Below are 15,222 nucleotides of genomic sequence, written 5' to 3' on the forward strand. Positions count from 1 at the left end.
GCGTCCCCTAGGGGACTCGAACCCCTGTTACCGCCGTGAAAGGGCGGTGTCCTAGGCCACTAGACGAAGGGGACACACTACAACATTCACTCCCTGCCGCGTTTCGCTGTGTGCTTTACGCTGCAAGTGGCGCGCATTCTATGGATGGATTGAAAGGTCGTCAACCCCCAGATATAAATTTATTTAAATCAATGACTTCGACCTGCTTTACGCGCCGTTTCCGGCTTTTGCGTCGCCCGACGATTGACGCCTATATTCCAACACTCGCCAAGGCGTTATAGTCCTCGGCACAGGTGATGGCAATCTGCACCCCAAGGGCCAGCATTTATATAAGCCGGTTCCTGGCCGATACAGATTCAGCTTCGCCGATCCAAACCCGTCGAGCGGCGCTAGGCTCCTCTATGCCAAGCCACTACACTCGCACGCGAACCCTATAAAGAGGTCTTACCGGTGACACCACTCATGATCACCCTGCTAGTCATAGCCGGGATCGCAATCTTGATCGCCATTGGCTACATGAACCATGTGGTGGAAAACACCAAACTGGAGAAGGCCCGCACCAAGGTCGAACTCAACGACCGCCTGCGCCGTTGCGGCGAACTGACCGAAACCTTCCCCGGCCAGTTCATGACCCCGGCCCTCAAGCTGCTGCTGACCCGCCTCGAGCTGAACGTCTGCCAGCGCCTGCTGAACCTGGAAAAGACCAGCGCCACCACCAAGGCCCGCATCACCGAACTGAGCGCCCTCGTCGCCCAGGGCGAATCAATCCCGGTCAACAACCCACCGGCCCCGATCCAGACTGAAGCCAAGGCCAAAGACGTCCGCTTCCTCCTCGAAGCCCTCCACGGCCAGATCACCCGCGCCGCCCAGGACGGCTTCCTGCCACCGAACGAAGCCAAACACTGGATCCGCGAAGTACGCCACATCCTCGTGCTGCTGCACATCGAGTTCTTCAACAACCTAGGCCAACACGCCCTCCAGCAAAACCAGCCAGGCCAGGCCCGCCTCGCCTTCGAACGCGGCGTGCAATACCTGCGCAAACAGCAGGACCCGCAAATCTACGCCGAACAACTCCAATACCTGGAAAAACTCCTGGCCCGCGCCAACGCCCAGGTCATGGACAAAATCGCCCCGGTCGAAGGCGAAGAAAACCAGCTTACGGCCGGCCTCAAAGATGTCGAGGCTGACGCGGACTGGAAGAAGAAAGTGATTTACGACTGAGTGCAGTCAAAGAAGAAAGCCACCGAAAGGTGGCTTTTTTATTGGGCGCAGCAAAGATCAAAATCAAAAACGCCCTCACCACTCAAAACGATGAGCGTTAGCTCGAGTAATGCTTTTGACGTGCCGGCCCCATCGGCAGGCTGAGTGGAGGGATTTATCCGGGGGTGGGAGCGCAGCGACCGTGCGGCGAAGCCGCATGCATCGAGAGGAGGTGCAGCGAAGCAAACCGTAGGCGATGCCCCCGGATGAATCCCGTAACGAAGGAACCTCGAGCCTCAGCGAGAGGCCGAACGCAGGGGCCCAGCCTTTTGGTTCCTTTTTGGCACTTGAAAAAGGGACTCGCCGTAAGGGCGAAACCGCCAGCGGCAGCACCCACAGAAACGGATATGAACGCAATAAAACGGGAACCTGGTCGGCCCAAAGGCCGCCAAGGTCAAAGCCGAAAATGCCCCACCATCCCCCGCAACTCACTCCCCAACTGCGCCAGCTCAACACTCGAAGCCGCATTCCCCCGCATCGCAATCGAAGACTGATCCGCACTCGCCCGAATACTCGTCACACTGCGATTGATCTCCTCCGCCACCGAACTCTGCTCCTCGGCCGCCGCCGCAATCTGCTGATTCATCTGCTGAATCAACGAAACCGCCGCCGCAATACTCCCCAACGCACTCTCGGTCTGCAACGCATCACTCACCGCCAGCTTCACCAGCTCACCACTGCTCTGAATCTGCTGCACCGACGAATGCGCCGCCGAACGCAGGGCACTGACCAACCGCTCGATCTCCTCGGTCGACTGCTGCGTGCGCCGGGCCAACGCCCGCACTTCATCGGCAACCACCGCAAAGCCCCTGCCCTGCTCGCCCGCCCGCGCCGCTTCGATCGCCGCGTTGAGCGCCAGCAGGTTGGTCTGCTCGGCGACACTCTTGATCACCCCCAGCACCGTGCCGATGTTCTGGATTTCCGCACTGAGGCTCTCGATGCTCGAACTGGCCGACGTCGCCGAATCCGCCAGTTGCTCGATCCGCGCCATGCTCTGACGCACCACCTGCTGGCCGCTTTCGACCTTGCCATCAGCAGTCTGCGCCGCGAGCGCCGCCTCTTCGGCATTACGCGCCACATCGTGCACGGTGGCGGTCATCTGGTTCATGGCCGTGGCGACCTGTTCGGTTTCCTCTTTCTGGCTGCTGACCTCAAGGTTGGTCTGCTCGGTCACCGCCGACAGCGATTGCGCCGAACTCGCCAGCTGTTCGATCCCCGCCTGCAACCCGCTGACAATCGTGCTCAAACCCGCGCCCATCTGCTGCATGGCCAGCATCAGTTGGCCGATTTCGTCACGGCGGGAGACCTCGATCGTTGCGCTCAGATCACCGGCCGCAATCTGTTGCGCCACATGAATCACGCTGCGCAACGGTGCAACGATCAACCGGGTAATCACCCACGCCGCAATCAGCCCCACCAGCAACGCCAGCGCCGACGAGCCAATGATCAGCACCGAATTCTTTTTCAGTTCGCCCTGCATGGCGCCGTCTTGCGCGACATACGCCTGATTGACCCGCGCCACGACTTCGTCGGCCCGCTGGTGCAACTGTTGATAGACGGTCTTCTCCTGGGCGAGCAGACCGGTGTACTCGGCAAGCTTCTCGCTGAAACCGGCGATGTGCCCGGAGACCTCATTGAGCACCGTCAGATAACCCTCGTCCTTGACCGTGGACTTGAGCTGTTCAGCCTGCGCCTGGGCTTGCGCAGCCTGCTCGATATTGCCCTGGCCGGCGCTGTCGTCACCCTTGCGGCTTTGATCCAGTCGCACCCGCGCTTCGTTCATCGCCTGCAACATCAAGCGTGAGACCTGGCTGACCTGGCCGGCCTGCTCGATGAATTGCGCCCCGTCCTTGCCCTCGCTGTCTTTCAGCGTGTACGCGCCGTCGTCGGCCAGACCGGCCTGCAACACATCAAGATTGTTGGCAACGCTGGACACCGACCAACTGGCCATTTCCAGCGCCAGGTCTTTGGCCTGAGACAACGAGACGAATTCATCGAACGCCTTGCGGTAAGCGCCCAATGACTGTTGGACGTCGTTCATGACCGACTCATTGCCCGGCGACAAAACCTTGAGCTGGTCGGCCATGGCGATCAGACCGTCGACCCCCTCATGCAAGGCATCGGCGGTTTTCGGGTTGCCGTGCAAGGCGTAGTCCTGCTCCAGCAGCCGCACCTTGAGCAGACCACTGTTGAGCGACGACATCTGCTTGAGGCCGTCGAAGCGCTGACTGATGGTTTGCAGGGACCAGACGCCAATGGCTGCCACCAGTGCAGTCAGCAGCAAAACCAGCACAAACCCGATACCCAGTTTTTTTGCCATACCGAGGTTGGCAAAACGTCCTTGCACGGCCGAAATCATTGCGCGTAGTCCCCTGCCATAGTCTGTTGTCGAAGATTCGCAACGGCCTTGAACCAGCACAAGTCTCTGGCGTCGGAATAATGGCAAAAAGCTACGCACGCGTCGTTTTCAGAACGCTTGAGGTCGATCCACGGTGGTGCTGCGAAAAAACTGTCGTGCCCGGGGATCACAGGCGTAAGCCACGTTGATGCGCTGCCAGTCGCAGGCCTCGCCACTGGGGCTGAACGACGTTGCACAAGACAGCTGCACCCCGCAGCGCGAGGCATGCCTGCGCAAATGCGCTTCATCGGCCAACGGCGCGCGCGCCCAGATGAACAGGCCGCCCGTGGGCTTGCCGAACACTTCCCAGTCGGCATCTTCCAGGGCCTGCAAGGCCGCTGCGCGATCGGTATTGAGACGCTGGCGCTGGCGCTGCACCAGCTTGCGATAAGCGCCACTGGCCAGCATCCCGGCCAGCACCGCCTCGCAGAACCTCGAGGTGCCCATGCAACTGATCATCTTGACCCGCGCCATCCGCTCGATCAGCTCGCCATCGGCCAACACGAAACCCACCCGCAGCGAGCTGCTCAGGGTCTTGGAAAAACTGCCGACGTAAATCACCCGTCCCTCGTCATCCAGCGCTGCCAGTCGAGTGCCGCTGCCGTTGTGCAGATCAGCGTAGACATCGTCTTCTATCAGCCGCAGATCGTAGGCCCTGCTCAACTCCAGGATCCGTCGCGCGACGGCCGGCAGCAGGCAGCTGCCCGTGGGATTGTGGTGGTGACTGTTGATGAACAGCGCGGTGGGCCGAAACTGCTGCAGCAACGCCTCAAGCGCCTCGACATCCGGTCCGCCCGGCGTGCGGCGGACCTCCAGCATACGTACGCCGTGCAAGCGCAGGAGATCGAACAGCGGCGCATAACCGGGGGTCTCGACCACGACGCAATCACCGGCCTTGAACAGGGTACGCACGATCAGTTCCAGCCCATGGCTGGCGCCGGTGGTGGTCATCACCTGTTCTTCAGCAGCCCTGATATTCAGCAATCCGAGGCGTTTGACGATCTGCTCGCGCAACGCCGGCAGACCCATGGGCGTGCTGTAGTTGAACAGGCTGGCCATGTCAGCGCGCGTCACCTCGCGGATCGCATAACCGAGATCATCGGGCTCGCGCCAACTCTCCGGCAGGACGCCACTTCCCAGCGTCAGACCGCCGCGCCATCGGGCGGCGGGATCGCCCCCGCTGCGCTCCCCTTCACACCCGGAGCCATCGATCGACTTGCAGCAACCGGGCAACGAAGCCGCCACCATGAATCCAGAGCCCTGACGCGAGGCCAGAACCCCTTGCGCCACCAGGCGCTCGCAAGCCTCCATGACGCAGGACTGGCTGAGCAGATTGCACCGCGCGATCTCTCGCACGGAGGGCAGGCGCGTCGTTGGCGGCACCTGCCCCTGCATGATCCACTCGGTCAACCCGTCAACAATCTGCTGTACGACCGGCACCATTGCCAGTCGGTCAATTCTCAATTCCATGAGCACGCAAACTCCTGTCCGTTTTGCTGGCGGCAGTAAATCACAGCCACGCCGTTGAGGCTGTGCGACAAAACCGCCAAAAGCCTCCGTTCTCACCATTTGAAACACATTGTTTAGCGGATTCACCGAACCGCTCCCGAGGCGAAAAAAAACCCGCCGATGGGCGGGTCCTTTTTTGTATCAGCCAACAACACCTTAGAAGGCAGTCACGCCACCATCCACGGCCAGCGAATGGCCGGTGGTAAACGCCGCACCATCACTGCACAGGTACAGCACGGCACTGGCAATTTCCTCGACCTTGCCGATGCGCCCGACCGGGTGCATCGCGTTGGCGAACTCGCCTTTTTTCGGATCCGCTTCATAGGCGCGACGGAACATGTCGGTGTCGATCACCGCCGGGCATACGGCATTGACGCGAATTTTCTTCTTGGCGTATTCGATGGCGGCCGATTTGGTCAGACCGATTACCGCATGCTTGGAAGCCGCGTAGATACTCATCTTCGGCGCAGCGCCCAATCCCGCCACCGACGCGGTGTTGACGATCGCCCCGCCGCCCTGAGCCAGCAGCAACGGCAACTGATACTTCATGCACAGCCAGACGCCCTTGACGTTGACGCCCATGATCGCGTCGAACTCATCCATCGAGCCTTCGGCCAGTTTACCCTTCTCGATTTCGATCCCGGCGTTGTTGAAGGCATAGTCGAGACGGCCGTAGGTATTGATCACCTCGTCCATCAGATTTTTCACTTCGCTTTCGACGGTCACGTTGCAGCGCACGAAGGTCGCTTCGCCGCCGGCTGTACGAATAAGCGCCACGGTACCCTCGCCCCCGGCCGCATCCAGGTCGGCCACCACCACTTTCAGACCTTCGGCGGCGAATGCCTGGGCCGTCGCGCGGCCGATGCCGTTGGCCGCGCCGGTGACGACGGCTACCTGACCGGAAAACGTCATGCTCATTGTTATGTCCTCGAATGCGGGGGGATTGATGAAGGCAGCATAGCCACAGGGGCCTGAGTGACGTCAGCACTATCAAAAGGCCGGTTAGGCTTGCATGAATCGCAGTGATGAAACCCCGCCGGGGACTATCACCGTACTGGATCAGCCTGCATTCGCCCCGTGAGCCAACCTTGCGGCATCGCCCATGAAGGTCTATCAACAAGGCTTCATTCAATTCGAGTGCCTGTCATGACCAACCAGACCAATCGCCAGTTCCTGCTCGCCAAACGCCCGGTGGGCGCCGCCACCCGCGAGACCTTCACCTATCAGGAAGTACCGGTGGGCGAGCCGGCGGCGGGGCAGATTCTGGTCAAGAACGAATACCTGTCCCTCGACCCGGCCATGCGCGGCTGGATGAACGAAGGCAAATCCTACATCCCGCCGGTGGGTCTGGGCGAAGTCATGCGCGCGTTGGGCGTAGGCAAAGTCGTCGCGTCGAACAATCCGGGGTTTGCCGTCGGCGACTACGTCAACGGTGCCATTGGCGTGCAGGATTATTTCCTTGGCGAGCCAAGAGGTTTCTACAAGGTCGACCCGAAACTGGCACCGCTGCCGGTTTATCTGTCCGCACTGGGCATGACCGGCATGACCGCCTACTTCGCCCTGCTCGATGTCGGCGCACCGAAGGCCGGCGACACCGTGGTGTTGTCCGGCGCTGCGGGCGCGGTCGGCAGCATTGCCGGGCAGATTGCCAAGATCAAAGGCTGCCGGGTGATCGGCATCGCCGGCGGCGCGGACAAGTGCAAGTTCCTGATCGATGAACTGGGCTTCGACGGCGCCATCGACTACAAGAGCGAAGACGTGCTCGCCGGTCTCAAGCGCGAATGCCCGAAAGGCGTGGACGTGTATTTCGACAACGTCGGCGGCGACATCCTCGACGCGGTGCTGAGCCGTCTGAATTTCAAGGCGCGCGTAGTGATCTGCGGCGCCATCAGCCAGTACAACAACAAGGAAGCGGTCAAAGGCCCGGCCAACTACCTGTCGTTGCTGGTCAACCGCGCGCGGATGGAAGGCTTTGTGGTGATGGATTACGCCGCACAGTACGCCAGTGCCGCCCAGGAAATGGCCGGCTGGATGGCCAAGGGTCAGCTCAAGAGCAAGGAAGACATCGTCGAAGGCCTGGAAACCTTCCCGGAAACCCTGGGCAAACTGTTCAGCGGCGAGAACTTCGGCAAACTGGTGTTGAAGGTCTGAAAACAAAGAAGGGAGCCATCGGGCTCCCTTCTTTGATGCTTCAGCTGTTCGCTCAGGCCAGTTCGGCAACCACCGAGGCCAGTGCCTGGGCCGGATCCGCCGCCTGGCTGATCGGACGGCCGATCACCAGATAGTCGGAACCGGCATCCAGCGCCTGACGCGGGGTCAGGATGCGACGCTGGTCGTCCTGGGCGCTGCCCGCCGGACGAATCCCCGGGGTCACCAGTTGCAGCGACGGATGCGCGGTTTTCAGCGCAGTGGCTTCCAGCGCCGAGCACACCAGACCGTCCATCCCGGCCTTCTCGGCCAGTGCCGCCAGACGCAGCACCTGCTCCTGCGGCTCGATGTCCAGACCGATACCCGCCAGATCCTCGCGCTCCATGCTGGTCAGCACGGTCACACCGATCAGCAGTGGCTGCGGGCCGCTGCGCTTGTCCAGCTCTTCACGGCAGGCCGCCATCATGCGCAGGCCGCCGGAGCAGTGAACGTTGACCATCCACACGCCCATCTCGGCAGCGGCCTTGACCGCCATCGCCGTGGTGTTGGGAATGTCGTGGAATTTCAGGTCCAGGAACACTTCAAAACCTTTGTCACGCAGGGTGCCGACGATTTCCGCGGCGCAACTGGTGAACAGTTCCTTGCCCACTTTGACCCGGCACAGTTTCGGGTCCAACTGGTCGGCCAGCTTCAGTGCGGCGTCACGGGTAGGGAAATCCAGGGCGACGATGATAGGAGTCTGGCAGGCGGACATGGATGGGCTCTCAGGCAAGTCGAAATCGGCGCGCATTGTAGCGGAACCGGCGACGGCGCGGCACCCGATGATCGGTAAATCGTCGCGCCAACCGTGATCAGCATAGCCTTGCAGGGTATTGTGTCGAACCCGATACACAACCGACACGCCGGCAACATGCGCCCGCGCTAGCCTCGCCAGCCGCAACATGTCCTTACAGCAGCCCTTCCCGCCTCACGGCCGGACGCCTATGCTGAAACCACAACCTCGCAGCCTATCTTTGTGGTTGGCGGCCTACTGGCAGATGAACAGCCTCATGCACAACTCCCAAGCCTCCATGAACGACGAGCAGAAAGACGACAAGCGCTGGAGCATCCGCGCACTGATCGTTGACGATGATGTGCCGATCCGTGAACTGATGATCGACTACCTGGCCCGGTTCAACATTCACGCCAGCGGCGTCACCGACGGCGCGGCGATGCGCCAGGCGATGCAGGCCGAACACTTCGACGTGGTGGTGCTCGACCTGATGCTGCCCGGCGAAGACGGTTTGTCACTGTGCCGCTGGCTGCGCGCGGAGTCTGACATCCCGATCCTGATGCTCACCGCCCGCTGCGAACCCACCGACCGGATCATCGGCCTGGAACTGGGCGCCGATGACTACATGGCCAAACCGTTCGAACCTCGGGAACTGGTGGCGCGAATCCAGACGATTCTGCGCCGGGTGCGCGACGACCGCACCGAACAGCGCGCGAACATTCGCTTCGACAACTGGCGCCTGAACAGCGTCCTGCGCCAGCTCATCGCCGACGATGGTCTGGTGGTGCCGCTGTCCAACGCCGAATTCCGCCTGCTCTGGGTATTCATCGAACGTCCGCGCCGGGTGCTCAGCCGCGAACAGTTGCTGGACGCCGCCCGTGGTCGCTCGATCGAAGCCTTCGACCGCAGCATCGACCTGCTGGTCTCGCGCCTGCGGCAAAAACTCGGCGACGACCCGAAAGCCCCGCAGTTGATCAAAACCGTTCGCGGTGAAGGCTACCTGTTCGACGCCCGGGACATCGGCTGATGCGGGCGCGCTTCGACACGCTGTTCGGCCGCCTGTTCGGCGTGCTGTTGGTGGCGATCGTCCTGGCGCACTTGCTGGCCTTCGCCTGGTTCCGCCTCTACGGCCCGCCACCACCACCTCCGCCGCCGGAGTTCTCGGAAACCATCGACGGCAAACAGCCGCCGCAGGATCCACGCTACCCGCCTCGTCCGCCGCGCCCCTGGTTCGGCGGGCCGATCGTGCCGCTGACCTTCCAGTTCATCTCGCTGATCATCGCCGCCTGGTACGGCGCCAAGCTGTTGACCCGGCCGATCCAGCGCCTGAGCGATGCAGCCGAACGCCTGAGCGAAGACCTCGACAGCCCGCCGCTGGACGAAACCGGCCCCCGGGAAGCCCGGCAGGCCGCACACACGTTCAACCTGATGCAACACCGCATCCGCGAACAGGTGCAGCAACGCGCGCGGATGCTCGGCGCCGTCTCCCACGACCTGCGCACCCCGTTGTCGCGGCTGAAACTGCGGCTGGAAAATATCAGCGACGACAAATTGCAAGGCCAGATGCGACAGGATCTGGACGACATGATCGGCATGCTCGACGCCACCCTCACCTACCTGCACGAACAACGCACCAGCGAAGCCTTGCAGCTGATGGATGTGCAGGCGCTGGTCGAATCACTGTGCGAAAACGCCCAGGATCAAGGCGCCGACGTGCAGGTCAGCGGCCATTGCGCACCCTTACAAGTGCAGCCGATGGCACTGCGCTCGTGCATCAACAACCTGATGGACAACGCCCTGCGCTACGCCGGCCAAGCGCACATCGAACTGCAGGACCAGCGCGAACAACTGCTGATCCGCGTCATCGACCACGGCCCGGGCATCGCGGCGGACAAGCGTGAAGCCGTATTCGAACCGTTCTTCCGCCTCGAAGGCTCACGCAACCGCAACTCCGGCGGCGTCGGCCTGGGCATGACCATCGCCCGGGAAGCCGCACAACGCCAGGGCGGACAACTGACCCTGGCAGAAACACCCGGCGGCGGCCTGACCGCCGTGATCCAGCTGCCCCGCCGCTGAGCCTGACTGTGTACCGACCGGTACAAACCCCACATACCCACGACACCTTGTGACTTGAGGCTGCATAAGCCGGTACACCCACCGGTTTTCCAGTCCAAGGAGTGAGCCCGATGATCGGTAGCGTCAGCAACTACACGAGCTATACCAGCACCAGCAGCACCTCCACCCAAAACGCCCGCAGCCAGCAACTGCAGAAGGAACTGTTCGCCAAACTCGACAGCAACGGCGACGGCGCGGTGGATCAGGACGAACTGGGCAGCGCCCTGTCGCAGAAGTCCAACGACGGCCTGCTGGTCAGCCTGAGCAAACAATTCGGTGATCTGGACAGCGACGCCAGCGGTAGCCTAAACGCCGAAGAAATGACCGCCATGGCCCCACCCCCACCGCCCCCAGGCGACCAAGCCCCCAACACCGAACTCGCCGACGCCCTGATTAGCGCCCTGGACGCCGACGGCGACGGCGCCATCAGCAGCGACGAACTGAGCAACGGCCTGACCAGCGCCGGCAGCACCGCCGACAGCAGCAAAATCTTCTCGGCCCTGGACAAGAACGAAGACGGCGTCGTCAGCCAGGACGAACTCGCCGCCAGCCTCACCCCACCGCCACCCCCACCGCCTCAAGCCTCCAGCGACGAACTCTTCAGCCAACTCGATGCAGACGGCGACGGCACTGTTACCGCCACCGAACTGAACAGCGCGCTGCAGGTCAGCGACAGCACCTCCTCGAACAACACCGACACCGCCGCCGCCCTGCTCAAGGTGCTGGACAGCGACAGCAGCGGAGGCGTCAGCAGCGACGAACTGAAAGCTGCACTGCATGCAGGTCGCGAACGCCCGGATGACGAACAGACCGCCAGCAATACTCAAACCACCACCGAAGCGCTGAACCGCATGATTGCCAATCTGAGCAAGCAGTACTCGCTCGAAAGCACTGCGTCGGTGGGCAAGTATTTGAATGTGGCAACGTGAGGTAATCCGAAACCAGGATGAGCGTTAGCTCGACAACGCTCTTGATCTTGATCCACCCGCCCCTTCGGAAGGCTGAGTGGAGGTGTTCATCCGGGGATTGGCACGCAGTGCCGTTTGGCGAAGCCGAACTCGTCGACGAAGTCGATGCCCCCGGAGGGACGCCGGAGCGAAGGAACCCGAGCCTGCGAGGGCCGAACGCCGGGGCGAGCGTTTTTTGCTTACTTTTTTAGGCGCTTGTAAAAAAGTGAGTCGCCGTAAGGGCGAAACCATAAGCCGCCGTTACCGAAGAAACGGATATGTACACAGTCAACCCAAAGCCTGGTCGGCCCAAAGGCCGCCAAGTCAAAAGCCTCAAACCCGAGCCTGACTCTTACTCCAATCCGTCAACAAACTATAAGCAACAGCCAAAAGCGTAGGCCCAATAAACAACCCGATAAACCCAAACGCAATCAACCCGCCAAACACCCCAAGCAACACAATCACCAACGGCAGATTCCCGCCCCGGCTGATCAGATACGGCTTGAGCACGTTATCCACGCCACTGATGACGAACGTCCCCCAGATCCCGAGAAACACCGCCATCCCATACTCGCCCTTCCAGGCCAGCCACGCCGTGGCCGGAATCCACACCAGCGGCGGCCCCATAGGAATCAGGCTGAGCAGGAACGTCACGATCCCCAGCACCAGCGCCCCCGGCACCCCGGCGATAAGGAAACCAATCAGCGCCAGCACCGCTTGCGCCGCCGCCGTACCGATCACCCCGTTGACCACCCGCTGAACGGTGCCGGCCACCAGATCGATGTAGTACCCGGCCCGGTCACCGATCAAGCGCTCCAGCAGACTGTGCACGAACGCCGCCAATCGCGGCCCGTCACGGTAGAAAAAGAACACGAAGACAATGCTCAGGGTCAGTTCGAGAATCCCGCTGCCGATCTGCGCACTGCGCGCCAGCAACCAGTTGCCGACCTGCCCCAGATAAGGTTTGACCGTCACCATCAGGGCCGCGCCCTGCTGGTCGATGCTGTTCCAGATCCCGACAAGCCGTTCGCCCACCACCGGCACGCCGCCCAGCCAGCTCGGCGCCTCGGGCAGTCCGTCGACCTGCACATCCTTGATGAACGCCGTGGCATCACGCACGTGATCGGCCAGGTTGAAACCCAACCACACCAGCGGCCCCGCCACCAGCAACATCCAGCCCATGGTCAGCAACAGCGCCGCGAGGGATTCCCGGCCATTGAGCCAGCGGGTCAGCAAGCGCATCAGCGGCCAGCTGGCAAACGCCAGCACCGCGCCCCAGAACAGCGCCGACCAGAACGGCGCCATCACCCAGAAACTGGCACCAAACAGCACCAGCAACAGGATCTGCACCAGCAGACGATCATTATTGGGCATGTGAAATCTCGAAAAAAATCAGTCAGGCAAAGAGTAGGCGAACACGTCGAACGTGTCCGCCAAAGACACCTTAACGCAACAGATCGATGCGCAGGCCTTCGCCGTCGACACTGCCGGTTTCCATTCGCGCGGCGCGCACGCCCTGCCCGATCAGCGCCTGTCGCCAGGCCTCGGCTTTCGGCCCGGACACCGTCACCCGCAACGTGGTGTCGAGGTTCAGACCACGAGACAGCAAACGCAGCCAGGTGTCATCCGGATCGCCGGCCAGCTTTGGAAAGTCCAGCTCGCCGGTGCTTTTCAGTTCCCGCAGCAGCGTGGCCGAGGTCGGCAGCAGGTCACCGAGGGGTGCCAGCGCCTCGAACTGTTCGACGTGCAGATAGGCTTTGCGATTGCCGCGGGTGATGCTGTACAGCGCCACCAGCGTGTTGTCGCGCGGGGCGGCGAGCCTCAGCAACAGGTAGGCCTGCTGCTCGTCGGCACCGTACAGCTTGGCGTTGCCGAACACCTCGTTGGCCCACAGGCTGCTCTCGCCGCAATCCCGGGCCTGGCACCAGAACAACAGCTGGGCATCCTGCTTTTGCAGGGCTTCGCGAGCGAGAGTGAAGGCTTCGGTGGCGGAATGTTCCGGCGGCAATTCGTAGGTTACCGAGGTGGTTTGCCCCCGGGCGCTGACCTGGCCGTCGAAACGCAACTGGCCGCTGATCTTGCGGATCGAGCCGAGCGGGTAGATCCGCTCCAGCTCCACGGCGGGGCGATAGTCGACGATCTGCGCATCGGCCACACGCGGCACGATCGGCAGGTCCTGACTGCCCGGCAGGTCGGCAGCGAATAGAAAGGGACTGAAACAGCACAGCGCCAGCAGACTGATAGATCGCATGGACAGGCTCATCGCAGGGGCATGGCCTGGGTGCCTTGAGGGCAGTTCGAAGTCGCAGCGGTGTAGAAATCCATCTTGGTTGTCTCCCATTTCAACCTGCCCAGCCTCGACAGTTGCCGGGAGCAAGTCAAGGAATGGCGAAGAACCGATTGAAACAGTCTGCGACAAGGTCGGCTCCGGCCTCATCGTTCAGGTGCAGATGGTGCCCGCCCGGCAGCTGTTCCCGGTCAAAGGGTAGACGCTCAAGCAGCTCCGGATGTTTGGCCAGCATCCCGTCGGCGGCGACCACCAACTGCGCGGGGCACGCAATGCGCTGCACGAACGCCATCGCCTGTTCCTGGGTCAGACGCAGCGGCGATGGCAACGTCAGACGATTGTCGGTGCGCCAGGTGTAACCACCGGGCACCGGCATCAGACCGCGCTGGGCCAGCAGTTCGGCGGCTTCGCGACTGACCGCCACCAGCCCTTTCATCCGCGCCTCGATGGCCCGGTCGAGGGTGTTGTAGACCGGTTTGCGCTTTTCCCGAAGATCGAGTTGCGCCTGTAAGGCCATGCCCATGCGCTCGGCGGCGTTTTCGCCTTTGTCGGTAGGAGGAATCACCCCGTCGATCAACGCCAGATGGGTGATGCGTTCGGGCAACGATCCCGCGAGCACCAGCGACACGATCGCACCCATGGAATGCCCGAGCAGGCCGAAGCGTTTCCAGCCCAATTGCTCGGCGACCTGCAGCACGTCATGGGCGTAATCCCACAGTGCGTAACCGGCGCCATTCGGGCGGTGCCCGGAATGCCCGTGACCGGCCATGTCCAGCGCCACGATGCGCAGGCCTTTGAGCTTCGGCGCCAGGCGCGCGAAGCTGTTGGCGTTGTCCAGCCAGCCGTGCAGGGCGATCACCGGCAACCCGTCTTCCGGGCCGAACAGGTGCGCCGCCAGCTCGATATGCGGCAGGCTCAGGCGCACTTCTTCGACGGCGGGGTTCATGCGCAATCCTTGTCTTGCCGGCGCTCCCAGCGATCGAACAGGTTTTTCAGTAATTGCGCGGTGTCCTGTGGGCGCTCAAGCGGAAACATGTGGCCACCAGGCACGGTCAGCGACTCGCCCTGAGGCAGGCGCCCGACAAAACGGGTGTGGTGGTTCATCACCACGCGGCTCTTGTGCCCGCGCACCACCGCCAGCGGCACTTTCAATTGCCGGGTATGCGCAGGACTGGTGTGCGGCACGCCGCGATAGATGCTGATCTCGGTCGCAGGATCGAAGCGCAGGCGCAGCTTGTCGCCGACCTTGTGCAGACCGTGCTGCAGATAGGCATCGAAGCATTCCGGATCAAAGCTGCGGAACAGGGTTTTGCCGGCGAAATAACCGCGGGCACTGTCCAGGTCGGCAAACTCTTCGCGGCGTCCCAGCGTGCGTCCGGCCGGGGTCAGCTTGTCGATGAAACCAAAGCGCTTGGCAGCGCGGATCACCCATTGATCGGTGCGGGTCAGCACCGGTGAGTCGAGCATCACCACGCCCCGATACAGTTCAGGGCAACGCAGTGCGGCGTGCAAATGCAGCATGCCGCCGAAGGAATGGCCAACGCCCCACACCGGCTCATCTTGCTGTTGCAGGTGATGGATGAGTTCGTCGACCAGGTGGTACCAGTTGTCACCCGCCGGGAAGCGCGGGTCATGGGCGTGTTGTTCCAGATGCGCGACCCGGTACTCGGGCGCCAGCGCCGCGAACAGTTTGCCGTAGGTGCCCGAAGGGAAACCGTTGGCGTGGGCGAAGAAGATCGGTTGCGACATACCGGCAAATCCATGAGCGGAAAACAGGCGTTGATTG

At 62.1% G+C, this 15,222-nt stretch carries 13 protein-coding genes, 1 tRNA gene and 1 pseudogene; 5 read left to right on the forward strand and 10 right to left on the reverse strand.

The features are described from left to right. Position 1: 1 nt before the first annotated feature. Positions 2-74, reverse strand: a tRNA-Glu gene (locus AC1Q9F_RS09760). A gap of 388 nt (positions 75-462) precedes the next feature. Between AC1Q9F_RS09760 and AC1Q9F_RS09765 the strand changes: the two genes are divergently transcribed. Further along, a complete protein-coding gene (locus AC1Q9F_RS09765) occupies positions 463-1,221 on the forward strand; it encodes a hypothetical protein (protein ID WP_011335462.1) in 759 nt (252 codons plus the stop codon). A 433-nt stretch (positions 1,222-1,654) separates the two neighbouring features. Here the strand turns inward: AC1Q9F_RS09765 and AC1Q9F_RS09770 are convergent, their stop codons facing one another. The 4 genes and pseudogenes from AC1Q9F_RS09770 to AC1Q9F_RS09785 form a co-directional block, all read right to left on the reverse strand. Then, the gene (locus AC1Q9F_RS09770) at positions 1,655-2,536 is read right to left on the reverse strand and encodes a methyl-accepting chemotaxis protein (protein ID WP_371921047.1); all 882 of its coding nucleotides are present in this window, start codon (positions 2,534-2,536) and stop codon (positions 1,655-1,657) included. Beyond that, positions 2,516-3,619, reverse strand: a pseudogene (locus tag AC1Q9F_RS09775) (HAMP domain-containing protein); the annotation flags it as partial. The gene AC1Q9F_RS09770 and the pseudogene AC1Q9F_RS09775, both read right to left, overlap by 21 nt. Positions 3,620-3,727: 108 nt before the next feature. Continuing rightward, entirely contained in the window at positions 3,728-5,128 is a 1,401-nt protein-coding gene (locus AC1Q9F_RS09780; RefSeq protein WP_492620013.1) for an aminotransferase-like domain-containing protein, read from the reverse strand. Between the two features lie 195 nt (positions 5,129-5,323). Further along, positions 5,324-6,085 (reverse strand): SDR family oxidoreductase, encoded by a 762-nt coding sequence (locus AC1Q9F_RS09785; RefSeq protein WP_007917441.1) that lies wholly within the window; start codon positions 6,083-6,085, stop codon positions 5,324-5,326. 228 nt (positions 6,086-6,313) lie between these two features. On the opposite strand from AC1Q9F_RS09785, the gene AC1Q9F_RS09790 reads away from it, so the two are divergent. Then, a complete protein-coding gene (locus AC1Q9F_RS09790; protein WP_085730437.1) occupies positions 6,314-7,318 on the forward strand; it encodes an NADP-dependent oxidoreductase in 1,005 nt (334 codons plus the stop codon). A gap of 52 nt (positions 7,319-7,370) precedes the next feature. Here the strand turns inward: AC1Q9F_RS09790 and pyrF are convergent, their stop codons facing one another. Beyond that, positions 7,371-8,069 (reverse strand): orotidine-5'-phosphate decarboxylase, encoded by a 699-nt coding sequence (pyrF, locus tag AC1Q9F_RS09795; protein WP_207983661.1) that lies wholly within the window; start codon positions 8,067-8,069, stop codon positions 7,371-7,373. A gap of 295 nt (positions 8,070-8,364) precedes the next feature. On the opposite strand from pyrF, the gene AC1Q9F_RS09800 reads away from it, so the two are divergent. The 3 genes from AC1Q9F_RS09800 (at position 8,365) to xopAW (ending at position 11,131) form a co-directional block, all read left to right on the forward strand. After that, positions 8,365-9,114 carry a response regulator gene (locus AC1Q9F_RS09800; protein WP_207983662.1) on the forward strand — a complete coding sequence of 250 codons (750 nt, stop codon included), beginning with the start codon at positions 8,365-8,367 and terminating at the stop codon, positions 9,112-9,114. Continuing rightward, positions 9,114-10,163, forward strand: coding sequence for an ATP-binding protein (locus tag AC1Q9F_RS09805; protein WP_492620012.1), 1,050 nt, complete (start codon positions 9,114-9,116; stop codon positions 10,161-10,163). The genes AC1Q9F_RS09800 and AC1Q9F_RS09805 overlap by 1 nt, the downstream gene beginning before the upstream one ends. Before the next feature lie 110 nt (positions 10,164-10,273). Further along, positions 10,274-11,131 carry a XopAW family type III secretion system calcium-binding effector gene (gene xopAW / locus AC1Q9F_RS09810; protein WP_492620011.1) on the forward strand — a complete coding sequence of 286 codons (858 nt, stop codon included), beginning with the start codon at positions 10,274-10,276 and terminating at the stop codon, positions 11,129-11,131. Between the two features lie 351 nt (positions 11,132-11,482). On the opposite strand, the gene AC1Q9F_RS09815 is transcribed toward xopAW, so the two are convergent. From AC1Q9F_RS09815 to AC1Q9F_RS09830, 4 genes are all read right to left on the reverse strand, one after another. Continuing rightward, on the reverse strand, positions 11,483-12,523 hold the full coding sequence (locus tag AC1Q9F_RS09815; protein WP_179694084.1) for an AI-2E family transporter: 1,041 nt from the start codon (positions 12,521-12,523) through the stop codon (positions 11,483-11,485). 70 nt (positions 12,524-12,593) lie between these two features. Next, the gene (locus tag AC1Q9F_RS09820) at positions 12,594-13,400 is read right to left on the reverse strand and encodes a DUF4892 domain-containing protein (RefSeq protein WP_007957816.1); all 807 of its coding nucleotides are present in this window, start codon (positions 13,398-13,400) and stop codon (positions 12,594-12,596) included. 127 nt (positions 13,401-13,527) lie between these two features. Further along, a complete protein-coding gene (locus AC1Q9F_RS09825) occupies positions 13,528-14,382 on the reverse strand; it encodes an alpha/beta hydrolase (protein WP_007957814.1) in 855 nt (284 codons plus the stop codon). Continuing rightward, positions 14,379-15,185 carry an alpha/beta fold hydrolase gene (locus AC1Q9F_RS09830; protein ID WP_085683559.1) on the reverse strand — a complete coding sequence of 269 codons (807 nt, stop codon included), beginning with the start codon at positions 15,183-15,185 and terminating at the stop codon, positions 14,379-14,381. Before AC1Q9F_RS09830 ends, AC1Q9F_RS09825 begins: the two co-directional genes overlap by 4 nt. Positions 15,186-15,222 lie beyond the last annotated feature (37 nt).

Source organism: Pseudomonas sp. GW823-FHT04A03, from assembly GCF_058796615.1.

Coding starts and splice junctions, on each gene's coding strand:
- AC1Q9F_RS09765 (WP_011335462.1), top strand. CDS start 463: ATGATCACCCTGCTAGTCATAGCCGGGATCGCAATCTTGATCGCCATT.
- AC1Q9F_RS09770 (WP_371921047.1), bottom strand. CDS start 2,536: ATGCTGGCCATGCAGCAGATGGGCGCGGGTTTGAGCACGATTGTCAGC.
- AC1Q9F_RS09780 (WP_492620013.1), bottom strand. CDS start 5,128: ATGGAATTGAGAATTGACCGACTGGCAATGGTGCCGGTCGTACAGCAG.
- AC1Q9F_RS09785 (WP_007917441.1), bottom strand. CDS start 6,085: ATGAGCATGACGTTTTCCGGTCAGGTAGCCGTCGTCACCGGCGCGGCC.
- AC1Q9F_RS09790 (WP_085730437.1), top strand. CDS start 6,314: ATGACCAACCAGACCAATCGCCAGTTCCTGCTCGCCAAACGCCCGGTG.
- pyrF (WP_207983661.1), bottom strand. CDS start 8,069: ATGTCCGCCTGCCAGACTCCTATCATCGTCGCCCTGGATTTCCCTACC.
- AC1Q9F_RS09800 (WP_207983662.1), top strand. CDS start 8,365: ATGCACAACTCCCAAGCCTCCATGAACGACGAGCAGAAAGACGACAAG.
- AC1Q9F_RS09805 (WP_492620012.1), top strand. CDS start 9,114: ATGCGGGCGCGCTTCGACACGCTGTTCGGCCGCCTGTTCGGCGTGCTG.
- xopAW (WP_492620011.1), top strand. CDS start 10,274: ATGATCGGTAGCGTCAGCAACTACACGAGCTATACCAGCACCAGCAGC.
- AC1Q9F_RS09815 (WP_179694084.1), bottom strand. CDS start 12,523: ATGCCCAATAATGATCGTCTGCTGGTGCAGATCCTGTTGCTGGTGCTG.
- AC1Q9F_RS09820 (WP_007957816.1), bottom strand. CDS start 13,400: ATGCGATCTATCAGTCTGCTGGCGCTGTGCTGTTTCAGTCCCTTTCTA.
- AC1Q9F_RS09825 (WP_007957814.1), bottom strand. CDS start 14,382: ATGAACCCCGCCGTCGAAGAAGTGCGCCTGAGCCTGCCGCATATCGAG.
- AC1Q9F_RS09830 (WP_085683559.1), bottom strand. CDS start 15,185: ATGTCGCAACCGATCTTCTTCGCCCACGCCAACGGTTTCCCTTCGGGC.